This window comes from Salibacterium aidingense DSM 18341 (assembly GCF_000429685.1).
Classification (GTDB): domain Bacteria; phylum Bacillota; class Bacilli; order Bacillales; family Marinococcaceae; genus Salibacterium; species Salibacterium aidingense.
This window is the reverse complement of the sequence record NZ_AUCI01000003.1, coordinates 313,601-334,297: the sequence shown is the minus strand read 5'-3', so window position 1 is coordinate 334,297 and position 20,697 is coordinate 313,601. Positions and strand designations below refer to the sequence as shown.

Here is a 20,697-nt window from a genome sequence, read left to right as displayed (position 1 = left end):
GGATAGGTCTGAGGTGGAAGCGTGGCAACACGTGGAGCTGACAGATACTAATCGGTCGAGGGCTTATCCAAACACCAAGGTGGTCTATGGCTGGATGCTTCGTTATGCAGTTTTGAGGGAATACCATTCCCGCTCTTTCAAGCAGCAGGATCGATGATCTTGCGATAAAAGGATCTTCTGTTCAAATCGCGAACGTCCTGTTCGCAACACAGAAGCCAGCCCGTCCAGGGCAAGTCTGGTGGTGATGGCGGAGAGGTTCCACCCGTTCCCATGCCGAACACGGAAGTTAAGCTCTCCAGCGCCGATGATAATGAAGGGGCAACCCTTTGTGAAAGTAGGACACTGCCAGGCTGGACATTTCATGTCTAACATGTTAAATTACCACAGTGTGATACTTACTCCGTACATTTTATTCATATTCCACAGTAGCTCAGTGGTAGAGCTATCGGCTGTTAACCGATCGGTCGCAGGTTCGAATCCTGCCTGTGGAGCCATGTTTTGGAGAGCTGTCCGAGTTGGCCGAAGGAGCACGATTGGAAATCGTGTAGGCGGTGTTGAGCCGTCTCGAGGGTTCGAATCCCTCGCTCTCCGCCATAATATTTACATAGTAAGAAAGGCCCGTTGGTCAAGTGGTTAAGACACCGCCCTTTCACGGCGGTAACACGGGTTCGAATCCCGTACGGGTCACCATACATACGGAGGATTAGCTCAGCCGGGAGAGCACCTGCCTTACAAGCAGGGGGTCGGCAGTTCGATCCTGTCATCCTCCACCATGAATATATCACACCGCGGGGTGGAGCAGTCTGGTAGCTCGTCGGGCTCATAACCCGGAGGCCGAAGGTTCGAATCCTTCCCCCGCAACCAATTATAATAAACATAAATTTCGGTAAAACAACAAAAAAGGGAGAACCTCCCGAAAATATTCCGCGCCTTTTTGGAAGAAGAAACAAGAAGGTTAAGGAAGCAAGAAGGTCAAGGAAACAAACGAGGAAGGAATGGAGCGTACATCAGTACGTGACATGACCGACCGAGAGCAGTTGACGAAGAGATTCGCAGCTTATTCTTTTCAAAAGGGCCTGTGGTGTAGCGGTTAACATGCCTGCCTGTCACGCAGGAGATCGCGGGTTCGATTCCCGTCAGGCCCGCCATTTTTATTTCCTTAAAGATATGTTATGATAACGACAATGTGATTCCAGGATCGATAAAAGAAATTTTTGATTATTAAAATGGCTCGATAGCTCAGTCGGTAGAGCAGTGGACTGAAAATCCTCGTGTCGGCGGTTCGATTCCGTCTCGAGCCACCATTTTTAGTGCCGGTCTAGCTCAATTGGCAGAGCAACTGACTTGTAATCAGTAGGTTGGGGGTTCAATTCCTCTGGCCGGCACCATTTTCAAAAATATAATGTGTTATATATTATGGAGGGGTAGCGAAGTTGGCCAAACGCGGCAGACTGTAAATCTGCTCCCTCTGGGTTCGGCGGTTCGAATCCGTCCCCCTCCACCATTGTGATACAGGGGTATAGTTCAAAGGCAGAACAGCGGTCTCCAAAACCGCCAATGTGGGTTCGATTCCTACTACCCCTGCCATTTTTGTCTTTGAAAAATGGCGATTGTGGCGAAGTGGTTAACGCACCGGATTGTGGCTCCGGCATTCGTGGGTTCGATCCCCATCAATCGCCCCATATGAATCGTTGGGCTATAGCCAAGCGGTAAGGCATCGGATTTTGATTCCGTGATGCGCTGGTTCGAATCCAGCTAGCCCAGCCACAAGCGGAAGTAGTTCAGTGGTAGAACACCACCTTGCCAAGGTGGGGGTCGCGGGTTCGAATCCCGTCTTCCGCTCCAGTTATCACTTTTCGTGCATGTGTTTCATAGGATAGCACATGGCGGCATAGCCAAGTGGTAAGGCACGGGTCTGCAAAACCCTTATCCCCCGGTTCGAATCCGGGTGCCGCCTCCACACATATATTTACCCTTGCCGGGGTGGTGGAATTGGCAGACACACAGGACTTAAAATCCTGCGGTTGGTAGACAACCGTGCCGGTTCAAGTCCGGCCCTCGGCACCACCAATATCTTGGTCCTTTTTGGATGGCGGTGTGGCGGAACTGGCAGACGCGCGCGACTCAAAATCGCGTTCTACGGAGTGTGGGTTCGAGTCCCACCACCGCTACCAAGATTACATAGCAGGGAGTACCAACCTTTCATGGAAATGAAGGGTTTTTTTATTGAAAAAAGCAGCCGCTGTGGAAGCACGGCTACCCGGAGCCCTTTAGATAATCACTTCTGGCTGTTTCCCATGCAGTAAGTAAAGAGAACTATCTCCGCTGTGCAGCTGCGTAAACATGTCTGCCGCTGCCTGAAGGAGCTGCTCCGTGTCTCGAAGAGGCAGAGACGGCTGTATATAAAATATTTGAAGAGCCTCCGTGGTGCCGGGGTCCGTTTTTGTACGTACCGAATCCACAATCGGGCTTCCGAATGCTCCCTTTTTATCAATAGATGTTAATTTGCCATTCATCTGATTGTTACGCCCGTTCAGCCCTTCAAACTGCTCCTCTTCTGTCCCCTGCGTTATTTTGATATAATCGTGTAAGGCATGCAAATTATAAATGCCAATCGGAATTTCATATTGAAGCGAGAAGAAATTATTTAAATCGGCGGCTGAATGAATAAATGGGAGATCGTATCCCTTGCTGATCCTTCGGAATAAGGCTTCGTGTGAAGGGGGATATCGTGCCGGATCCATGCCAAATGTTTTAAACGTTTGCCGCCATTCCGATACTCCAGGATAATCCAGAATGGTGCTTTCAGTTAGGTCATTTCGAATGGTTTCTTGAAAAAACTCGAGCCGCCCTTTCAGCATTTTTGGAGACTCGTCGATCACAATGTTTTGATATACCGCTATCCCCACTTTAAAATCAGAAATGGTATGTAATACTTGATTATCCAGGGATAAGATCACTACGTCTCACCTCATTTTTGAGTTGTTAGGGGCAGTGTACCATATCCCGTTTCCGGAATGGAAACTTTTAGAAAGGAGGGGTGTCATGACAGAGGCAGAGCTGAAAGAAAAGATTATTGCATACAGTAAGGAAATCGGCATCGATAAAATCGGCTTTGCTTCCACTGATCCTTTTCTTACATTAAAGGACCGCCTGATTCAACAGCAGCGCCTGCACTATCATTCGGGGTTTGAAGAACCGGATATAGAGAAGCGAGTAACACCCAAACGTCTCCTTCCTGAGGCTAAAACCATTATTGCGATTGCGCTGGCTTATCCTTCCCATATGCAGGACGAGCCAAAAAGTAAAAAAGGAGACAGGCGCGGTATGTTCTGCCGGGCTTCCTGGGGAGCAGACTATCACCATGTTCTGCGTGACCGTCTTCGCAAACTGGAAGCCTATATCGCAGAACTGGCTCCCGAAGCAAGGTGTCAATCGATGGTGGATACAGGGGAATTGTCAGACAGGGCGGTGGCCGAACGTGCCGGCATCGGCTGGAGCGGGAAGAACTGTGCGATTATTACACCTGAATTTGGTTCGTATGTGTATCTTGGGGAGATGATTACAACTCTTTCCCTGGAGCCTGATCAGGAAATTACAGATCAGTGCGGTACCTGCAACAAATGCGTCGATGCCTGCCCAACTGGTGCCCTCGTACAGGGGGGGCAGCTTGATTCAAATAAGTGTATCGCTTACCTTACTTTGACGAAAGGCTCCCTGCCGGAACGATTCCGTAAAAAAATCGGCAACCGTCTTTACGGCTGTGATACCTGTCAGACCGTCTGCCCTGAAAATAAAGGGATGGATCATCATCAGCATGAAGAGTTTGAACCGGATCCCGAAGTAGTAAAACCCCGGCTCCTTCCTCTTCTTACGTTGAGCAATAGAGAATTCAAAGAGAGATTCGGACGGATGGCAGGATCATGGCGGGGCAAAAAGCCGATTCAGCGTAATGCTGTGCTGGCGCTTGGGACTTACAAAGCCAAAGAGGGCGTGGAAACCTTGGATCATTTACTTAGGAAGGATCCCAGACCAGTCATCCGCGGTTCCGCTGCCTGGTCTTTAGGGCAGATCGCAACAGAAGAGGCCGTGGATGCGTTGCGGACAGCTGAAAAATCGGAGAAATCGGAAGAGGTTATGGAAGAAGTAAACCGTGCGTTGTACGATATAGCTGTAAAATAAGGAGAAGATCTTATGTCCCATCGTACCCCTTTGCAGTACCTGGAAATGGACAGTCCCCTTGGTCCGATCACAGGGGTGTCCACCCGGACAGGCTTATGTGCGCTTCATTATGGACAGGCTGAAAAAGTAAAGAAGCGATTAATTCCCTGGCTGAAACGGTATCATCTCCCAGACCAATTGGAGTATGACACGACGGATAGACATGGAACGATGCGCCAATTGAGAGAATACTTTTCTGGAAAGAGAAGGGAGTTTGATATTCCCCTTGATTTATACGGGACGCCATTTCAGCTGGCGGTGTGGCATGCGCTTGCCGTCATTCCCTATGGCGAAACGAGATCCTATAAAGAGATCGCTGAAGATATCCAAGCCCCCAAAGCCGTCCGGGCTGTAGGCTCCGCTAATAATAAAAATCCTGTATCCCTTATCATTCCGTGCCACCGTGTTATCGGCAGCGGCGGAAAGATGGTAGGTTACGGGGGAGGCCTTGATAAAAAAGAATATTTATTAAAAATGGAAGGGGCTCTTCCGGGTCTTTCTTCCTGACTATATGGCATCTGCTCCGGCTGATGCCATTATTTTGTATGGAGGGGAATGAGGAGGACTTGTATATAATAAGATACTATAACGAAAGAGTAGAGGCTGGGAGGGGGAAACGGGATGATTAGAAAATGGATGGAACCATTTCAAGACCATATGCAACACTGGGTCAACTTTCAGTTAAACAATACGAAGAAAAAACCAGAAAAAACGATTCCGCAGGAAACGGAAATGCTGCGGCGATTTAAGCAGTCTATTGAACGCAGGCAGGCAGAGGTCCTCAAGATTAAAATCATTTTTCAGCCATACCGTATCCACCGTTATGGAAGACAGGAGAACATATCCTATCAACTGCAGCTGGCAAGAGTTCTAAAAGTCAAAAACGCTTATCATATAGAAGAACAGGTGCTGTACCGGATGATGAAAACGCATGATGGTCATCTCATTATAGATAAGGCACTGCCGGAATCACCCCAGCCGGCACACCATATTTTTCAGCCGCTGGAGCAGGGCGGCCGTTCTTTTGCATATGATCGCAGGGAGGCTGTTCAATATGCCGAAACGTGGTGGAATGACTACAATCCGCAATACGAGACCTTCACCGATAATTGTACGAATTTTATCTCCCAGTGCCTGCGCGCTGGAAATGCGCCAATGCGGGGACAACCAGACCGGAGTCAGGGATGGTGGTACCAAAACCAAAATTGGAGTTACAGCTGGGCGGTCGCTCATTCTTTCCGCTGGTATTTAAGCAGTTCTACTGCCGGCCTGACAGCAAAAGAAGTGGAGGAAGCCACAGATTTGGCGCTTGGTGATGTAATCTGTTATGACTTTAACGGTGATGACAGATGGCAGCATAGTACGATTGTAACCAGTTTTGACGGAAATGGAGAACCTCTGGTTAACGCGCAGACCACAAACAGCCGGGCCCGTTATTGGACGTATGAAGATTCAACGGCCTGGACTCCTAATATTCGGTACAAATTTTTTCGGATCGGCCAGGACGTGAAATAAGGCCGGGGGAGAGAATATGTGGTATAATCGTATTTGTTTTACATTGAGTAATAGAGGTGCACGCAGAATGAGCAATCATATAGTATTATACCAACCCGAAATTCCAGCAAATACAGGGAATATAGCAAGAACATGCGCCGGTACAGGCACTTACCTGCATCTTATCCGCCCGCTTGGATTTTCAACGGAGGATAAGATGTTGAAAAGAGCGGGGTGTGATTATTGGCCCAGCGTAAATATCCGCTACTATGATTCTTTAAGAGAACTATTTCAGGAATGGGAAAACGGGGAATTTTACTTTATTGAAACGGTTGGCTCCGGCAGGTACAGTGATTTTTCTTTTCATGATCCGGCTAAGGATTATTTTTTTGTGTTTGGCAGCGAAACAACAGGCCTGCCGGAAGAACTTGTGTCCCAACATAAAGAGGCCTGTCTCCGCGTTCCCCAAAATAATCAGGTCCGTTCTTTCAACTTAGCCAATACAGCTGCGATCATTGTTTTTGAGGCCCTGCGCCAGCAGAACTATCCGGGTTTAGATTAAAAAAAGCCCGGTTCTTTTAACAACCAGGCTCTAGATCCAAGGATTAGTATTTATGGGGCTTGTCTTCAAATCCTGCGGAGAGGACAGAAACCATAAAGGCAATACAAATGCCGATAAGCAGCACCAGCTTCATGTATGTAAACCTCCTTCGATTTACTTTTCTCTTCCTATTATACCTGATGAGTAGACTTCTGTGAACGTTAAATCTTAGAGTCTTACGTTTTTGGTAAAGATTAGCATTCATTGATATAATGGACAAGAGCCAGTACAGGCTATGGTTCCCCAAGGGTGAACCAATAATACAGGGAGGAATGTTTCCATGTATGTAGTAATGAATGAACTGCATGTTCCGGACGAAGCTAAGGAGACGATGCAGGAGCGGTTTGCTAAAAGTGTGGATAATATGAAAAATGTAGCAGGCTGTGTGGATTTTATGTTTCTGGAAGAGAATGAGGCCAACGGAAATCAGGTTGTATTTACAAAATGGGAATCCAAACAGCACTATGAAGATTGGCTGCACAGTGAAGCCTTTCAAAAGGCACACCAAAACCGTGATGGGTCAGAGAAAAAAAGTTCAGCGTCCAGCAGTGAGTTGAAAGCTTACCATGTAATTCATCATTTTTAATGAAACAGGAAAGAAGAGAGGACTCCTTTGTAAATTTTAGTCTCTCTCTTCTATATCCTTCTTATGGAGACAGTGGTATACCATGAAAAATACATATTTAACGAGTCATTTTCCTTTATTCTCTATTTTGTTGTTCGGGCTGTCTTTTGCCCTGTATGCTGAACGTTTGATCACAGCATGGCTGGCAGAAATCGGCCTTTATACAGGGATGCTTGAGTTTTTTAGTGAAACGGGAATTCGTGTAACCCTGACATTTTTTTTACTTCTTTTTTTCTTTATGATTTTTTCTGCTCTCAAGTTAATCGCTGGGACGATGATAGAACTGTCCCTGCTTTTTTTCTCCAAAGATAAGGAAGGCGAAGAACTGAGAAAAATCCGCAGCGGCACCTGGATCTATTTTATTGCCAGTCTTCTTTCCCTTTTATTTATTTTTTATCCGGCTGGAATTGCAGTCACCTTTTTAGCGGCCACGACGGTGTATTTCATTTATTTTGTTTACCGCGTTTCCGACTCTTTATCCGGGGCGGGGATGTTCGGCCTGATTTTTTTTCATATCAGCTTTTGGTGTGTTTCGGCTGCTGCGGTTGGTTATGCGGGACTGCGGTTATATAACAGTTTCATAAAGAGCCTGCCCCTGTAGGAGATGTACTCTCTAATAAGACTCGTCCTCGTTTTCTGCCTTCAGCCGGAGGGCGATCTGTTTCCAGAGCTGGAGGTGGGGGCTGGGGCCCAGTCCCTGAAGGGAGGCGGGCTGATCTTTACCAAGCCATACGCCTGCCGTATACCGCTGGTTGTATCCGACGAACCAAAGATCCCGGTAGCTGTTTGTAGTCCCTGTTTTTCCCCTCCATTCCTCTGATTCAATAGCAGCGGCGCGCCCTGTTCCTTCCGTCATTACCCTCCGCATCATGTGTCTTAATTTTTGATTCGTTTCTTCTTCCCATAGCTGCCGGCTTTTACTGCTCCACGCATAAAGCACATGTCCGTTTCCATCTGTCACTTTTCGAATGGCCCGGGAAGGAGTATAGGATCCCTGGTTGGAAAACACGGTATACCCCCTTGTGAGTTCCAGAGGGGAAACCCCTTGGGAGAGCCCGCCTAAGGCCGCCGCTAATTGATGATCCGAAGACTGCAGTTTTGATAATCCGATTTTTTCCAGATAAGAAAACGAGACCTCGATACCGGTTTGTTCAAATAATCGCAGAGCTGCTGTATTATAGGATTGGGCAAACGCTGTTTCAAGGCTGACATATCCGTGGAATCCGCCGCCCGCATTCTTAGGACAATAGGTGTTGTGGCAGTATGGGTCGGAGCTGACCTGAGTTTTTCTGCCCGTCCTGGTTGTATCTAAATAAGGACCGAATACAAGCAGCGGTTTGATGGCGGAGCCGGGTTGACGAAACGCTTGAAACGCCCGATTAAAATCGTATTTACGATAATTCCGTCCTCCGCTCATGGCGGCAATACGGTGGGTCGCGTGATCGATTACGACCGCGGCGCCCTGCACGTCTGTTCCTTTTAATTCCTGATTCATGGTGGAGGTGACGTGTTCCTGAAGGACGGGGTCTAACGAAGTTTCAATATGTATACCCGATTCCAGAACGTCTTGTACTCTTTGGTTCAGCGCTTCTTTCAGCTCCTCTTTTTCCCCACCTTCTGCTTTATTAATACGGCTTTGATATCCTTCCTTGGAAGCAATTAACTGTTTCAGCTCCTCTTCCACATACACACTGTAATCAGGGTAAGCCTCCTTTTTCTCTCTGTAGGAAAGCGAAATCGGCTGCTGTTTGGCTTCTTTTTTCTCTTTCTCTGAAATGGCGCCGGTTTCTTTCATTTTTTCTAGAATCCATTCCTGCCGCAGTTTTGTATTTTCTTTTTTGGTTAAAGGGTTATAATGCTCCGGGTTAGCTGGGATGGCAGCAAGAAACGCAATGTCAGCCAGACTCAGTTCCCTGCTTGATTTACCGAAATAACGCCGGCTGGCCGTTTCAAATCCATAAATGCCATTTTGAAAGTAAATGGAATTGATATAAAACTCCAGAATGTCTTCCTTGGAGTATTCTTTTTCCATTTGATAAGAATAGAGGACTTCGCTTAATTTACGGTTGTACGATTGTTCGTGCGACAAGTATAGATTCCGGACAACTTGCTGGGTAATCGTACTGGCACCTTCTTCAATAGTTCCGGTCTTTGTATTTACTGCTAGAGCACGGCCGACTGCAGCTATATCTACTCCTTCATGCTCAAAAAAATGCTGATCTTCTGTGGACAAAAAAGCCTGTTTCACATAATGGGGAATATCCTCAAACGGGATATAGCGCCGGTCTGTTTCTGCAGAGAGTTCTGTGATAAGCCCGCCGTTTTTATCATACATATAACTGTTTCTTGGGATGGATACTTCGTCTATTGCTGCTTCCTCTTCCAGCATGGCTTCTAAGGATTTTGCTTCCTTCTCTTCCTCCAGAAGTCCAAGCAGAAAGAAAGAAAACACAACCATAAAACCGGCGATAAACAGATAGCCCATTGCTGTTCTCATGATGTTCCCTCTTTCTTGTTATTACTTTTACATCCAGGAGATAAAAACCCCCTATCATGGAAGTTACCCTGTATGATTCCTTTCCTTGTTTATATCGGCAAAAGACGGCGGTTATGTTCCGCTTTTTTCCGCATAGAAATAAAGTAATAAGCGGACAAAACCAAAAAGCAGATAGTTCTGCTTTCTTTACACTTTATCATGGATGAAAGGGGAGGCTCGAACGTTGGAGATTATAAATAAAATTCGCGAGCACCGGGAAAATGAAAAACAGTTGGAATGGAGAGGGACATTTAAAGAATATTTAGAATTGGTGAAAGAATATCCTCATATCGCCCAGACCTCTCATTCCCGTGTATACAATATGATTAAAGATGCCGGAGTCGTCGAAAGAGATAATCAAAAAATGTATAAGTTTTTCGGGGATGATATTTTTGGTCTTGAAGAATCACTGGAAAAGCTGGTAGAAGAATATTTTCATTCGGCCGCCCGCAGACTTGATGTGAAAAAGAGAATATTAATGCTGATGGGCCCTGTCAGCGGCGGGAAATCCACCATTGTAACCATGCTGAAAAGGGGGCTGGAACAGTATACAAGAACGGATGCAGGGGCGGTGTATGCCATTGAAGGCTGTCCGATGCATGAAGATCCTCTGCATTTGATACCCCCGCATCTGCGTGAAGATTTTTATGAGGAATATGGAATATCGGTGGAAGGGCATTTATCCCCTTTAAACATGATGCGCCTGGAAAAAGAATACAACGGCAATATAGAAGATGTGATGGTGGAGCGGATCTTTTTTTCAGAGGATAAACGTATCGGTGTGGGAACCTTCAGCCCTTCTGATCCCAAGTCACAGGATATTGCCGATCTGACAGGCAGCATCGACTTTTCTACCATTGCTGAATATGGTTCGGAATCAGACCCGCGGGCCTACCGGTTTGATGGAGAATTGAACAAAGCGAATCGGGGAATTATGGAGTTTCAGGAGATGCTGAAATGCGATGAGAAATTTCTCTGGCACCTGCTTTCGTTAAGTGAAGAAGGGAATTTTAAAGCTGGACGTTTCGCCCTGATTTCAGCCGATGAGCTGATTGTGGCGCATACCAACGAAGCGGAATATAAAGCATTTATCAATAATAAAAAGAATGAAGCCCTGCATTCCAGAATCATTGTTATGAATATTCCATACAATTTGAAGGTGACGGAGGAAGAGAGAATATATGAGAAGATGATAGACAAAAGTGACATGGCAAATGTTCATATTGCCCCGCACGCCCTTCGGACGGCTGCAATTTTTTCCATATTAACGCGGCTGAAAGAACCAAAAAATCAAAGTGTGGACCTAGTGAAAAAGATGAAACTGTATGACGGGGAAGAATTGGAAGGTTTTAAAGAGCAGGATGTTGAAGAACTGAAAAAAGAATATCAGGACGAAGGGATGGATGGCATCGATCCTCGATATGTTATTAACCGGATTTCCTCCGCCATTATCCGAAAAGACGTGCAGTCCATCAATGCGCTGGATGTGCTCCGATCCTTAAAGGACGGCCTGGATCAACATGCCTCCATTTCCGATGAAGATAAAGAAAGGTACTTAGATTTTATTGCAGCGGCACGCAAAGAGTATGACGAAGCGGCTAAAAAAGAAGTGCAGAAAGCCTTTGTTTACTCTTACGAGGAATCGGCGAAAACCTTAATGGACAATTATCTGGATAATGTAGAAGCTTATTGTAATAAAAATAAAATAAAAGATCCTCTGACCGGGGAAGAAATGAGTCCTGACGAGAAATTAATGCGATCGATTGAGGAACAGATCGGCATTTCAGAAAACGCCAAAAGGGCGTTTCGTGAAGAAATCCTGATCCGTATTTCCGCGTATGCGAGAAAAGGGAAAAAATTCGATTACAACTCTCATGAGCGGCTGAGAGAAGCAATTCAGCAAAAACTATTTGCCGACCTGAAAGATGTCGTTAAAATTACAACCTCCACCAAAACACCAGATGAATCTCAGCTGAAGAAAATCAATGAGGTCATCGCAAGACTGATTGATGAACACGGTTATAACTCCGTGTCTGCCAATGAGTTACTCCGTTATGTCGGCAGTCTGTTAAACCGCTGAATCATGACCGACTCCCTGTGTTCCGGGCTGGGACACAGGGTTTTTACATAACTCCGCCATTTCATTAATTGCTGATGCTGTTGAAGCATGGTACATTATAATAGATAGGATGGTGGAGTACGAATGAATAATCTAGCCAGAGAAATATGGGATTGGGTAAAAACATTTGCTGTTGTTATTATTATCGTTTTAATCGTACGAACTTTTTTCTTTGCCAATTACATGGTTCATGGCGAATCAATGATGCCTACGATTGAAAATGGAGAAAGACTGATTATTAATAAAATAGGCTATGAATTTTCAGAACCGGACCGCTTTGATCTCATTGTATTTCATGCTAATAAGGAAAGTGATTATATCAAGCGGGTTATCGGCCTCCCGGGCGATCACATAAGATACGAAGATGATACCCTTTATGTGAACGGGCAGGCCCAGGAAGAAGAATACCTGACTCCTTACAAGAAGCAAACCGAAGCCGAAGATTTCACATCTGATTTCACACTGGAAGATGTGACGGGAGAAGAAACGGTGCCGGAAGGAAAAATATTTGTGCTGGGGGACAATCGGCAGAATAGTATGGACAGCAGGCAGCTTGGGTTTATTAACCTCGAGGAAGTTGTCGGCAAAGCCAACATCCGATACTGGCCGGTGGATGAATTCACCGTCATGAGATAATAGGAACAGGGGCTGTCTCCAAAGGCAGCCTTTTTCTATTATTAGAAAGTAAAGAAGAAGCTGTTACACTGCCCGCTGGGAAGAAGAGACAGCGTACAGATAGATCTTCTATTCTTCTATGTAAAACCCTGCTGCTCCTTTACGCAGCAGGTAATCCCGCCACCGGAAGTCCTTTTGCTCTGGAGTATTTTTACCTGCAGCGGAGGCTTTAAAAAGCATACCTTTGATTACAGGAGATAAACAGGGAGACTTGCCTGGGAAGGCGCAGCCATTCCCTGATGTGCTTGTATTTTAGTCAGAATAATTTTGCAAATATCCTGTCTTTCCCGCATAGGATATTATATCCACCCTTTTATGGGGCAATCAGGGAAAGGGGGCCCTATATAATGTCAGGAAAAGAAAACCGCAATTTTGTCATCTCAAAGGAAAATTGGTCCCTTCACCGCAAAGGTTATCAAGACCAACGGCGTCACCAGGAAAAAGTGCAGGAAGCTATCAGGAAAAACCTTCCTGATTTAATTACAGAGGAAGATATTGTCATGTCTAACGGCCGGGATGTCGTACGTATCCCTATACGTTCTGTGGATGAATATAAAATCCGCTATAATAATGAAAATAATAAATATGCCGGACAGGGGGACGGCAGCAGTCAGGAAGGGGATGTCATCGCCCGGGAACCCGGAGGCGGGGATAAAAAAGCAGGAAAGGGGTCAAAACCCGGCGATAAAGCAGGAGATGATTATTATGAAGCAGAGGTTTCCATTGCCGAGCTGGAAAAATTGTTATTCAATGAAATGGAACTGCCCAATCTGCAGGAGAAAGAACAAGACGATCTCATTGTGGAAGACATTGAATTCAATGATATCCGAAAAAAAGGCTTAATGGGCAATATTGATAAACGAAAAACGATTCTTTCTGCGATTAAGCGAAATGCCCTGGAAGGAAAACCAAAGATCAATCCAATCTATAATGAAGATCTCCGTTTTAAAACGTGGAATGAAAAAGTCCAGCCTGAATCCAAAGCCGTAATTCTGGCAATGATGGACACTTCAGGCAGCATGGGACGATGGGAAAAATTCATGGCGAGAAGTTTCTTCTTCTGGATGGTTCGTTTTCTACGGACAAAATACGAAACTGTGGAGATTGAATTTATCGCCCATCACACAGAAGCGAAAATCGTCAGTGAAGAGAATTTCTTCTCGAAAGGAGAAAGCGGCGGTACGATTTGTTCCTCTGCTTATGAGAAGGCTCTGCATACCATTGAGGAGCACTATCCCCCGGCTCTGTATAATATTTACCCCTTTCATTTTTCAGATGGAGACAATTTAACCTCCGATAATCCAAAATGTCTGCGTTTGATTAACGAATTAATGGAATTATCCAGTATGGTCGGGTATGCGGAGGTAAATCAATACCAGCGGCATTCCACGTTGCTGCAGTCTTACCGCAAGATAGAGGATGAACGATTTCGTTATTATATTTTAAAAAACAATGCCGATGTGTTTGAAGCATTAAAATGGTTCTTTTCCAAAAAGGAACCGGAATATGCCTGAGTGTTGAAACCAAACCGGCCCTTCGTTCGTCTATAATAACAGACCTGCAAACTATACGGAGGGATGGCTGTGATTATTGTATCGATGGAACAGATTCCGGGATATGAAATAACAGAAGCGCTTGGGATTGTAAAAGGAAACACGGTGCGGGCAAAGCACCTGGGAAAGGATTTTATCGGCGGATTCCGTTCGATGGTCGGCGGTAAAATGAAGGAATATGAAGAAATGTTTCTAGAGGCGCGCCATGACGCCGAAAAAGAAATGATAGAAAAGGCGGAAGAATGGGGGGCAGAGGCTATCGTCGGTGTCCGCTATTCTTCTTCCTCCATCATGAACGGCACCTCCGAAGTGATGGTGTTCGGCACTGCAGTCAAGATCAGGAAACGCGGATAACACTGAAAAAAGGATGAGATCGTCATCCTTTTTTCGTTTTAAAAGCGTAAATCAAGTTTGATAACAATGAAGCAAGCCCAAAATCCAATAAAAAAGAGCCCCTTTATTGAAAGGCGCCCGAATATGATTACGTTTTGGTCGGGATGACAGGATTTGAACCTGCGACTCCAGACACCCCATGCCTGTGCTCTACCAAGCTGAGCTACATCCCGTTTTTCTCAGACAAGAATTATTTTATTACAAATATCCTTTTATTTCAATCCTTTATTCAGGTGTTTTTCATGAACATGGAAAACACCTGAAAACAATTAACGCCAGTATTTATTAATAAACTCGTCCCGTCCGGATTCTCTGCGGTCTTCCAGATAAGCTTTTTTCTGCTTTTTATAAAAATCCTGATGGTACGTTTCGGCTGGATAAAAGTCGGAAGCTGGAAGGATCTCAGTAACAATCGGCCTTTTGAAACGTCCGCTGTCGGCGATTTCCTGTCTGGTTTTTTCGGCAAGCTGTTTTTGTTCGTCATTATGGTAAAAGATAGCTGTTCTATACTGAGGCCCCCGGTCATGAAACTGCCCGCCGTTATCGGTAGGATCGATCTGCGGCCAATATAACGACAGCAGTTTTTCATACGGAAATACATCTGCATCAAACTCTATCTGAACCGCTTCCCGATGCCCGGTTTCTCCAGATTTTACTTCTTCGTAAGACGGATTTACCGTATGCCCTCCGGTGTAGCCTGAAATAATGCTGATGATTCCGTCCATTTCATCAAATGGTTTTACCATACACCAGAAACAGCCTCCGGCAAAGGCAGCCTTCTGAATATTTTGCTCTGCTTCCATACAACGCCCTCCTTCAAAAAAGAATACGTAGGAATTATAGCAGAGCATATTAGGAAGAACCAAACAAATAAGCCAAAAATCATATTTAAAGTGGAAAAGTCATGTTATTTTTTTTAAGATAGAAACAGATACAGTTCGTGATAGAAAGGATACCTTTATGTTTCAGGAAGAGAAAATTATACCAGCGGCAAGATCAGAAAAGGAATTTGAAAACATCGTAGAAGGGAATCATACTTACCTTATACTGCTTAATTCCAGGCTCACGCAGTTGAAGAGCATGAAACAGATGGCCTACAGGGCTGGAAAAAAACTGATTATCCATGCGGATTTGATACAGGGGCTCGGCCATGATGAATCAGCGGCCCAGTTTCTCTGCCAGCAGATACGTCCGCATGGTTTGATATCGACACGGAAGCAGGTTTTAATTACGGCAAGAAAACATGGGCTGTTGACGGTACAGCGCTTATTTCTTATTGACTCCAGTGCGCTGGAAACAAGTTATAAAATCATGGAAGAGGTGAAACCGGATGTGATAGAGGTTCTTCCCGGCCGGGTTCCTGACATTATCAGGGAAATAGCAGAAAAAACGCAGATTCCGCTTATCGCCGGAGGATTTATAAGAAATGAACAGGAGGCGGCGGAAGCCATGGAGGCGGGGGCAGTCGCTATTACCACGACCCGGAAGGAACTATGGTGAGGGGTTTTTAATCAGCAGGGGAAGGGTATAGCCATAATTAGGCAGAAGGGTAGGCAGAAAGCAGGAAGTGCAGGTAATTTTGGATAGGAAAGGAACCGATAGAAATGCATTGGAGAGAGCATTGGAATCGTTGGAAAGAAGCAGTAGGACTCGATAAACAGTTAAAGGAACAGCTTGCTTCAATAGAGGGGGATGAGGCTGTTCTCGAAGACAGTTTTTATAAATATTTGGAGTTTGGTACAGGCGGCATGCGCGGAGAAATAGGCCCGGGGACCAACCGCATGAACCGCTACACAATCCGCAGAGCTGCGGAAGGACTGGCCCGCTACATAGAGGATCATGGGAGCGAAGCAAAAGAAAAGGGCGTAGTAATTGCGTTCGACTCCCGACACTATTCTTACGATTTTGCCATGGAGGCAGCCCTGACACTGGGGGCCCATCACATTCAGTCGTACATTTTTCAGGAACTCCGTCCCACCCCTGAATTGTCCTATGCTGTTCGTTACTTGCAGGCGTTTGCGGGGATTATGATTACCGCAAGCCATAACCCTCCCGAGTATAATGGGTTTAAAGTTTATGGAGAGGATGGGGGACAGGTTCCCCCGGAACCGGCAAAAGAGCTGATCGAAAAAGTAGAATCCGTCAAAGATGAACTGGCGGTAGAGACAGCAGATGAAAATGAGTTAAAGGCCTCCCGGCTGCTGAAGGTAATTGGGGAAGAGATTGACCATGCCTACAATAATGAACTGCAGACCATTATGATGAACCCTGAACTGGTGCAGGAAAAAGGAGAGAACCTGTCGATTGTGTTCACCCCGCTTCATGGGACAGCTAACATCCCCGTGACCCGCCTTTTGGAAACAAGTGGCTTTCCTAATGTGCATCTTGTCCAGGAACAGGCTATGCCGGATCCTGAATTTTCCACGGTAAACAGTCCGAATCCAGAAGAAAAAGCTGCCTTTGATGCAGCAATAGAAGAAGGGAAACAGCATGGGGCGGATATCCTTATTGCTACAGATCCGGATGCAGACCGAATCGGCATCGCAGCACTTGATCCCAACGGGAAGTATGAACTGCTGACCGGAAATCAGACCGGGGCATTAATGCTTGAATATCTCCTGTCTCAGCGTTGGGAGCAGAAGACACTTCCGGAAAATGGAATTGTGATGAAAACGATCGTCACGTCAGAATTAGGACGGGCTGTTGCCGAGCATTACGGGCAGACGATCCTGGACACGCTGACTGGTTTTAAATTTATCGGCGAAAAAATTAAACAGTTTGAGCAGAATGGTTCCTATCAATTTCAGTTTGGGTATGAAGAATCCTACGGTTATTTGATCAGTGAGTTTGTCCGTGACAAAGATGCGGTCCAGGCTGCCTTGACCGCAGCGGAAATGGCTCTTTGGTATAAAATGCAGGGAAAAACGCTTCACGATGGATTGGGCGATATTTTCGAAAAATACGGCTGTTATAAGGAAACACTGGACTCTCTTACGTTGAAGGGAATCGAAGGGGTTAGGAAAATCGAGACCCTTCTGAAAGAATTCCGGGAGTCCCCGCCGGAAATGTTAAACGAACAAGAGGTGGCTGTTATAGAAGATTATCAGACACAAGAACGCGCGTATGTGCAGGAGAGCAGAAAAGAAAAAATAGAACTGCCGGTGTCCAATGTATTAAAATATATCGCGGCAGATGGGTCCTGGTGCTGCATTCGTCCTTCCGGCACGGAGCCGAAAATCAAATTTTATTTCGGGGTCAAGGAAAACACCGAAGAGAAAGCAGAAGAAAAACTGCAGCAGCTAAAAAGAGAAGTAATGGAGAAAGCCCACCAATATTCATAAAATCTTAACTCCGGAAATCAAGACATTCCGGAGTTTTTTCTAAAGTTGTTTGTTAAAATGAAAAGTACGATACCGTGTTACAACCATTAAAGGAGCACACCATGTCAACTGCCTGGCTCAATACCTATTTACAAACATTAAACATAAATAACGAACGGCCGTCCAGAAAATACTTAAAAAAGATTATCCGGGCCCATGTCCGTACATTTCCTTTTGAAAATATCAGCAAGTTGTTGATGGCAGAGAAGCAGGGAGATTCTATCCCCACGGTAGAACAGTTCCTGGAATCGCATCACAAGCATCAGACGGGCGGCACCTGTTTTGCTCTCAATTCCAGTTTATATCAGCTGCTTTGTGCTCTCGGGTTTGAAGGCTACCTGATCCGGCCCGGCGAGGAGCACATGGCTGTGGTGATAAAGGATCCGGAATCCGACCACAACTTATTGTATGTAGATGTTGGGACCACGGCTCCATTGTTCGATCCCATTCCGTTCCACGGAAGGAAGCATTCGATTCCGCCTTTTGCCGGAGAACGGCTGTTGTTCCTGCCTGGAGCGGAAACGGGAACCTATACGTATATCCGTACCAGAGGCGGACATATCACGGATAAAAAATGGACTTTTTCTGTCTTTGATAAAATGACTATGGAAGACTTTGAACCATGGGTGGCCTCGACATTTCAACAGGATGCGTTATTTATGAACATGCTGCGCTGCCAGCTTTGGGAACCGGGGAACCGGCGCGGTCTTTCCCTCGTGAACCGAAAATTTAATATCCGGCATGCCAACGGTGCTGTTTTGACCAGACATCTTACGGATAAAAAGGCGCTTCATCAAGTATTAATGGAAGAGTTCCGAATGCCGGAGCTTCCCGCTATGGATGCCGTGCATATCTTAGAAAATAAAGGGATAGATATTTTTCAGGATTGAAAACTGCTATTCCAATCGAAGCTAATCTTTCTTCGTATCCTGCCAAAAAAAGACGGCTTCTCCCGCCGCCTTTTTTGCTAATAATGGACAGTGAAGGAACCGCCGTGTTCCACCTCCTCCGCAGGCGAAATATCGACATTGGAAACGGAAGCAAAACGGTGGCCTTCCTTTATTGTTTCTATAAAGGCTGACATTTCCTCCTCGCTCCCTTCTGCTTTTATCTCCACCGTACCATCCGTTTTATTCCGGACCCATCCTTTGACACCGGTCTTTTGAGCTTCTGTGGTGGTGAACTGGCGAAAGCCCACTCCCTGTACTCTTCCATGGACAATCATATGTCGTTTTACCATCATCCCGCCTCCTTGTATGAAAAATCCTTTTATGTCGAACAGAAGACAAGCGGTGCGTTCTGTCCCTTCTATACCTTTTTAAAGTAAACGCCAAACCAGGGATCGGCTTCTACATTCTCCGCCGTTTCCGAGATAACATGGGCTTCCCCCTCTTCGTCGGTGGAAAGCCAGGAGCCGTATTGATCCTGAAAAGCAGGGTAAAAATTGTTGGCTTTAAAGAGAATCTGAGGTGGATCGATTTCTACAAAATCTGCTCCAAGTTTTTTTACTACATCTTTTTTACACTGAACAAGTTCCACTGGATATCACCTGATTTCATTAGTGCTGACCTATCTATTATTATTTTACCTTGTCCTTGCTCTATCCTTCAATAAAGAGAAAAGTTCCGTTCGGGATTCATGCTTTTTTTTTGCTTTCATATAGTAGGGGTAAGAAGGTGGAAGGAGGGGAAACCGTGAATAAGGCGGAAGAAAAAGAACTGCAGTATTCAATTGAAAAAATCACGGAAGTCGCCCAACATTTTGGCCTTGATTTTTATCCGATGAGGTATGAAGTTTGTCCGGCGGATATTATATACACGTTCGGCGCTTACGGGATGCCCACCCGATACTCGCACTGGAGCTTTGGAAAACAGTTTCACAAAATGAAATTACATTATGATCTGGGCTTAAGTAAAATTTATGAACTGGTTATTAACTCCGACCCGTGCTACGCTTTTTTATTAGACAGTAATTCTTTGGTTCAAAATAAGTTGATTGTTGCCCATGTGCTCGCCCATAGTGACTTTTTTAAAAATAACATTCGTTTTGCCAATACAAGAAAAGACATGGTGGAAAGCATGGCAGCGGCTGCGGAGCGTATTTCGTATTATGAACGGATTTATGGAAAACAGGAAGTCGAATCGTTTTTGGACGCCGTCCTTTCTATTCAGGAACACATTGACCCCAGTTTAATCCGGCGGGAAGCTGAAGGGGAGGAAGAAGAGGAAGCCGATGGGGCATCAATACCGGAAGGCCCCTACGCCGACTTGTGGAATATTGGAGAGAAGAAACCGGAACCGCCCCCGAAAAAGAAGAATACATTTCCTAAACATCAGGAAAAAGACCTTCTGCTGTTTATCGAGGAACACAGCAGAGAGCTGGAAGACTGGCAGCGCGATGTTTTGACGATGATGAGAGAGGAGATGCTGTATTTCTGGCCGCAGCTTGAAACAAAAATCATGAATGAAGGATGGGCGTCCTTTTGGCACGCCCGGATATTAAGGGAACTGGACTTGTCAGCGGAGGAAAGTATTGAGTTTGCAAAGCTGAATGCGAGTGTCATCCAACCTTCCAAAACGACCATTAATCCCTATCATCTTGGGTTAAAGCTATTTGAAAGCATTGAAGCGCGTTATAACAACCCGGACGAAAAATTGAGACAATTCGGGGTAGTCCCCGGCAGCGGCCGGGAAAAAGTTTTTGAAGTCCGGGAGCTCGAATCGGATACATCGTTCATACGGAACTACGTAACAAAAGAACTTGTCCAGCAGGAAGATATGTATGTGTTCCAAAAGCAGGGCAGGGACTATACCATCGTGGATAAGGAATGGAACAGTGTGAAAGATCAGCTTATCCGTTCCAGGGTGAATGGTGGCTTTCCATATCTTGTCGTGACAGATGGAGACTATGAGAAAAAAGGCGAGTTATATATTACTCACCGGTATGAGGAGGAAGAACTGGATGTTGCGTACCTGGAAAAAACACTTCCTTATATATACCAGCTCTGGGGAAGGACCGTATATGTAGAAACTGTCCTGGAAGAAAAACCAGCCCTTTTTTATTACAATGGCAGAAAAGTATACAGAAAATCACTCTAAAT

The 20,697-nt window shown here is 45.4% G+C and carries 19 protein-coding genes, 17 tRNA genes and 1 rRNA gene; 31 read left to right on the top strand and 6 right to left on the bottom strand.

All coding sequences use genetic code 11. The features are described 5' to 3' along the window. Window positions 1-234 precede the first annotated feature (234 nt). The 17 genes from rrf to G475_RS0105890 all read left to right on the top strand — a co-directional run bounded on the left by rrf (window position 235) and on the right by G475_RS0105890 (window position 2,174). A 5S ribosomal RNA gene (gene rrf, locus G475_RS0105970) occupies window positions 235-351 on the top strand. Between the two features lie 68 nt (window positions 352-419). Next, a tRNA-Asn gene (locus G475_RS0105965) sits at window positions 420-494 on the top strand. Between the two features lie 6 nt (window positions 495-500). After that, a tRNA-Ser gene (locus tag G475_RS0105960) sits at window positions 501-594 on the top strand. Between the two features lie 21 nt (window positions 595-615). Beyond that, window positions 616-690 (top strand) — tRNA-Glu (locus tag G475_RS0105955). A 7-nt stretch (window positions 691-697) separates the two neighbouring features. Then, window positions 698-773 (top strand) — tRNA-Val (locus G475_RS0105950). A gap of 14 nt (window positions 774-787) precedes the next feature. Next, a tRNA-Met gene (locus tag G475_RS0105945) sits at window positions 788-864 on the top strand. Between the two features lie 208 nt (window positions 865-1,072). Next, window positions 1,073-1,148: transfer RNA gene (locus G475_RS0105940), tRNA-Asp, on the top strand. Window positions 1,149-1,228: 80 nt separating this feature from the next. Then, a tRNA-Phe gene (locus G475_RS0105935) sits at window positions 1,229-1,304 on the top strand. An 8-nt stretch (window positions 1,305-1,312) separates the two neighbouring features. Then, a tRNA-Thr gene (locus G475_RS0105930) sits at window positions 1,313-1,388 on the top strand. Window positions 1,389-1,418: 30 nt separating this feature from the next. Beyond that, a tRNA-Tyr gene (locus G475_RS0105925) sits at window positions 1,419-1,504 on the top strand. 9 nt (window positions 1,505-1,513) lie between these two features. Then, window positions 1,514-1,587: transfer RNA gene (locus G475_RS0105920), tRNA-Trp, on the top strand. Window positions 1,588-1,606: 19 nt separating this feature from the next. Beyond that, window positions 1,607-1,682 (top strand) — tRNA-His (locus G475_RS0105915). A 10-nt stretch (window positions 1,683-1,692) separates the two neighbouring features. Beyond that, a tRNA-Gln gene (locus G475_RS0105910) sits at window positions 1,693-1,767 on the top strand. A 3-nt stretch (window positions 1,768-1,770) separates the two neighbouring features. Then, a tRNA-Gly gene (locus tag G475_RS0105905) sits at window positions 1,771-1,845 on the top strand. A gap of 40 nt (window positions 1,846-1,885) precedes the next feature. After that, a tRNA-Cys gene (locus G475_RS0105900) sits at window positions 1,886-1,960 on the top strand. Between the two features lie 17 nt (window positions 1,961-1,977). Then, a tRNA-Leu gene (locus tag G475_RS0105895) sits at window positions 1,978-2,067 on the top strand. A gap of 24 nt (window positions 2,068-2,091) precedes the next feature. Beyond that, window positions 2,092-2,174: transfer RNA gene (locus G475_RS0105890), tRNA-Leu, on the top strand. A gap of 96 nt (window positions 2,175-2,270) precedes the next feature. On the opposite strand, the gene G475_RS0105885 is transcribed toward G475_RS0105890, so the two are convergent. Continuing rightward, on the bottom strand, window positions 2,271-2,960 hold the full coding sequence (locus G475_RS0105885) for a B3/B4 domain-containing protein (protein WP_026700491.1): 690 nt from the start codon (window positions 2,958-2,960) through the stop codon (window positions 2,271-2,273). An 85-nt stretch (window positions 2,961-3,045) separates the two neighbouring features. On the opposite strand from G475_RS0105885, the gene queG reads away from it, so the two are divergent. From queG to G475_RS0105850, 6 genes are all read left to right on the top strand, one after another. After that, a complete protein-coding gene (gene queG / locus G475_RS0105880) occupies window positions 3,046-4,182 on the top strand; it encodes a tRNA epoxyqueuosine(34) reductase QueG (protein WP_026700490.1) in 1,137 nt (378 codons plus the stop codon). 12 nt (window positions 4,183-4,194) lie between these two features. Further along, window positions 4,195-4,728 carry a methylated-DNA--[protein]-cysteine S-methyltransferase gene (locus G475_RS0105875; protein ID WP_026700489.1) on the top strand — a complete coding sequence of 178 codons (534 nt, stop codon included), beginning with the start codon at window positions 4,195-4,197 and terminating at the stop codon, window positions 4,726-4,728. 114 nt (window positions 4,729-4,842) lie between these two features. Beyond that, window positions 4,843-5,736, top strand: coding sequence for an amidase domain-containing protein (locus G475_RS0105870; protein WP_233275729.1), 894 nt, complete (start codon window positions 4,843-4,845; stop codon window positions 5,734-5,736). A gap of 67 nt (window positions 5,737-5,803) precedes the next feature. Then, window positions 5,804-6,277 carry a tRNA (uridine(34)/cytosine(34)/5-carboxymethylaminomethyluridine(34)-2'-O)-methyltransferase TrmL gene (gene trmL / locus G475_RS0105865; RefSeq protein WP_026700487.1) on the top strand — a complete coding sequence of 158 codons (474 nt, stop codon included), beginning with the start codon at window positions 5,804-5,806 and terminating at the stop codon, window positions 6,275-6,277. Window positions 6,278-6,596: 319 nt separating this feature from the next. After that, window positions 6,597-6,902, top strand: coding sequence for an antibiotic biosynthesis monooxygenase family protein (locus G475_RS0105855; RefSeq protein WP_026700486.1), 306 nt, complete (start codon window positions 6,597-6,599; stop codon window positions 6,900-6,902). Window positions 6,903-6,984: 82 nt separating this feature from the next. Continuing rightward, on the top strand, window positions 6,985-7,542 hold the full coding sequence (locus G475_RS0105850) for a DUF5366 family protein (RefSeq protein ID WP_026700485.1): 558 nt from the start codon (window positions 6,985-6,987) through the stop codon (window positions 7,540-7,542). 12 nt (window positions 7,543-7,554) lie between these two features. On the opposite strand, the gene G475_RS24360 is transcribed toward G475_RS0105850, so the two are convergent. Then, on the bottom strand, window positions 7,555-9,438 hold the full coding sequence (locus G475_RS24360) for a transglycosylase domain-containing protein (RefSeq protein WP_035710310.1): 1,884 nt from the start codon (window positions 9,436-9,438) through the stop codon (window positions 7,555-7,557). A gap of 223 nt (window positions 9,439-9,661) precedes the next feature. Between G475_RS24360 and G475_RS0105835 the strand changes: the two genes are divergently transcribed. The 4 genes from G475_RS0105835 (at window position 9,662) to G475_RS0105820 (ending at window position 14,178) form a co-directional block, all read left to right on the top strand. Beyond that, window positions 9,662-11,557: a PrkA family serine protein kinase gene (locus tag G475_RS0105835; protein ID WP_026700484.1), complete on the top strand. Its 1,896-nt coding sequence runs from the start codon at window positions 9,662-9,664 to the stop codon at window positions 11,555-11,557. 123 nt (window positions 11,558-11,680) lie between these two features. Continuing rightward, window positions 11,681-12,232, top strand: a complete 552-nt coding sequence (gene lepB, locus G475_RS0105830) for a signal peptidase I (protein ID WP_026700483.1) — start codon at window positions 11,681-11,683, stop codon at window positions 12,230-12,232. Window positions 12,233-12,618: 386 nt separating this feature from the next. Continuing rightward, window positions 12,619-13,785 (top strand): sporulation protein YhbH, encoded by a 1,167-nt coding sequence (yhbH, locus tag G475_RS0105825; protein WP_026700482.1) that lies wholly within the window; start codon window positions 12,619-12,621, stop codon window positions 13,783-13,785. A 69-nt stretch (window positions 13,786-13,854) separates the two neighbouring features. Further along, entirely contained in the window at window positions 13,855-14,178 is a 324-nt protein-coding gene (locus G475_RS0105820; protein ID WP_026700481.1) for a YbjQ family protein, read from the top strand. Between the two features lie 135 nt (window positions 14,179-14,313). On the opposite strand, the gene G475_RS0105815 is transcribed toward G475_RS0105820, so the two are convergent. Next, a tRNA-Pro gene (locus G475_RS0105815) sits at window positions 14,314-14,390 on the bottom strand. Window positions 14,391-14,486: 96 nt separating this feature from the next. After that, the gene (msrA, locus tag G475_RS0105805) at window positions 14,487-15,002 is read right to left on the bottom strand and encodes a peptide-methionine (S)-S-oxide reductase MsrA (RefSeq protein WP_026700480.1); all 516 of its coding nucleotides are present in this window, start codon (window positions 15,000-15,002) and stop codon (window positions 14,487-14,489) included. A 175-nt stretch (window positions 15,003-15,177) separates the two neighbouring features. On the opposite strand from msrA, the gene G475_RS0105800 reads away from it, so the two are divergent. From G475_RS0105800 to G475_RS0105790, 3 genes are all read left to right on the top strand, one after another. Continuing rightward, window positions 15,178-15,717 (top strand): glycerol-3-phosphate responsive antiterminator, encoded by a 540-nt coding sequence (locus G475_RS0105800; protein WP_026700479.1) that lies wholly within the window; start codon window positions 15,178-15,180, stop codon window positions 15,715-15,717. Between the two features lie 104 nt (window positions 15,718-15,821). Next, a complete protein-coding gene (locus tag G475_RS0105795; protein ID WP_026700478.1) occupies window positions 15,822-17,558 on the top strand; it encodes a phospho-sugar mutase in 1,737 nt (578 codons plus the stop codon). Window positions 17,559-17,659: 101 nt separating this feature from the next. Then, a complete protein-coding gene (locus tag G475_RS0105790) occupies window positions 17,660-18,487 on the top strand; it encodes an arylamine N-acetyltransferase (RefSeq protein WP_026700477.1) in 828 nt (275 codons plus the stop codon). Window positions 18,488-18,564: 77 nt separating this feature from the next. Here the strand turns inward: G475_RS0105790 and G475_RS0105785 are convergent, their stop codons facing one another. Continuing rightward, complete coding sequence (locus G475_RS0105785) at window positions 18,565-18,837, bottom strand: acylphosphatase (RefSeq protein ID WP_026700476.1); 273 nt, start codon at window positions 18,835-18,837, stop codon at window positions 18,565-18,567. A gap of 68 nt (window positions 18,838-18,905) precedes the next feature. Then, window positions 18,906-19,136: a hypothetical protein gene (locus G475_RS0105780; RefSeq protein ID WP_026700475.1), complete on the bottom strand. Its 231-nt coding sequence runs from the start codon at window positions 19,134-19,136 to the stop codon at window positions 18,906-18,908. Window positions 19,137-19,291: 155 nt separating this feature from the next. On the opposite strand from G475_RS0105780, the gene G475_RS0105775 reads away from it, so the two are divergent. Next, complete coding sequence (locus tag G475_RS0105775) at window positions 19,292-20,695, top strand: SpoVR family protein (RefSeq protein ID WP_026700474.1); 1,404 nt, start codon at window positions 19,292-19,294, stop codon at window positions 20,693-20,695. Window positions 20,696-20,697 lie beyond the last annotated feature (2 nt).